The sequence below is a fragment of the Nocardioides zhouii genome (assembly GCF_004137345.1).
Lineage (GTDB): Bacteria > Actinomycetota > Actinomycetes > Propionibacteriales > Nocardioidaceae > Nocardioides > Nocardioides zhouii.
This window is the reverse complement of sequence record NZ_SDWV01000042.1, coordinates 1-1,525: the sequence shown is the minus strand read 5'-3', so window position 1 is coordinate 1,525 and position 1,525 is coordinate 1. Positions and strand designations below refer to the sequence as shown.

The following is a 1,525-nucleotide window of genomic DNA, read 5'->3' as shown; positions in this document are numbered from 1 at the left end:
GCTCACTGGTGCACCATCCTCTTGTCGGTAGTTCCAGATGGGCTGCCGATGCACCCCTGGTCCCCACCGGACCACCGCCACGGATGCTCGACCTTCGAGGTCCAGCATGAGTTCTGCGGGGTCCGGTGGCCCAGGACCCCCAGACCGGCTACAGGGCTATGCGCCGACGAGCGCCGATCAGTGAGCAATCGGCTGCGGGATCCCGGGACCACCGGGTGTTCTCTCACTGCGCGAACAGCGAGGCAACAACTATGAGTTTCACCCCGACCACCGTCCCGGAGCGAGTCCGTGCCGGAATCGACTGGGCCAAGGACGACCACGCGACCTGCATCATCGACCCCGCCGGCGAGGTGCTTGACCGGTTCGTCGTCGACCACGACACCGTTGGGCTCAAGTCCCTGGTCCGGCGCCTGCTCAAGGCCGGCGTCACCGAAGTCGGTATTGAACGCGGCGACGGGCCACTCGTCGATGCTCTGTTGCAGGCCGAACTCACCGTCCTGGTGATCGCTCCTGGCCAGCTGAAGAACCTGCGCTCCAGGTACGGCTCGGCCGGCAACAAGGACGACCGCTTCGATGCCTACGTCCTCGCCGACGTGACCCGCACCGATCGGCACCGACTGCGCGCCTTGGTCCGCGACACCGCCGCCACCACCGCGATGCGCACCACCGTGCGCGCTCGCCGCGATCTGGTCGTCCACCGCGTCGCCGCAGCGAACCAGCTCCGCGCCCACCTCCAGCTCGTGTTTCCCGCTGCAGCAGGGCTGTTCGCAGCCATCGACAGCGCGATCAGCCTGTGCTTCCTGGAGCGGTTCACAACCCAGGCCCAGGCCGACTGGCTCTCGCCCAAACGGCTCGCCACCTGGCTGACCAGTCTCGGCTACTCCGGACGCACCGACCCCCAGGTCCTGCACGCCCGGCTCCTCGCCGCACCCCGCGGAACCATCGGCACCGACGCCGAGGTCCACGCCGCGACCACCCACGCCTACGTAGCGCTGCTGCGTGTGTTGAACACCCAGATCGCCACCCTCGAAGACCAACTGGCCGCGCAGCTCACCACGCACCCCGACGCCCACATCTACGCGTCCCTGCCTCGGGTCAAGACCCTGCGCGTAGCCAGACTGATCGCCGAGATCGGCGACGCCCGCGGCAAGTTCCCCACCGCAGACTCTCTGGCCGCGCTGGCCGGCGTAGCCCCATCCACCCGCCAGTCCGGCAAGGTCAAGGCCGTCACGTTCCGCTGGGGATGCAACAAGCAGCTCCGCGATGCCCTGTGCGACTTCGCCGGCGACTCTCGTCACGACAACGCCTGGGCCGCCGATCTCTACAACCGCGCCATCGCTCGCGGACACGACCACCCCCACGCCGTACGCATCCTCGGCAAAGCCTGGGCAGGGGTCATCTGGCGCTGCTGGCAAGACAACCTCAGCTACGACCCGACCCAACACCGAGCGCTCCAAAACGTCCTCAACAACACCACCGAGAAAGCGGCCTGAACGGTCAGGGGTAGACACAGGGCAACTCATGC

General features: G+C 67.6%; 1 protein-coding gene. It reads left to right on the top strand.

Annotation, left to right across the window (positions count from 1 at the left end):
* Positions 1-125 precede the first annotated feature (125 nt).
* Positions 126-1,493: an IS110 family RNA-guided transposase gene (locus tag EUA94_RS21950; protein ID WP_242495162.1), complete on the top strand. Its 1,368-nt coding sequence runs from the start codon at positions 126-128 to the stop codon at positions 1,491-1,493.
* Positions 1,494-1,525 lie beyond the last annotated feature (32 nt).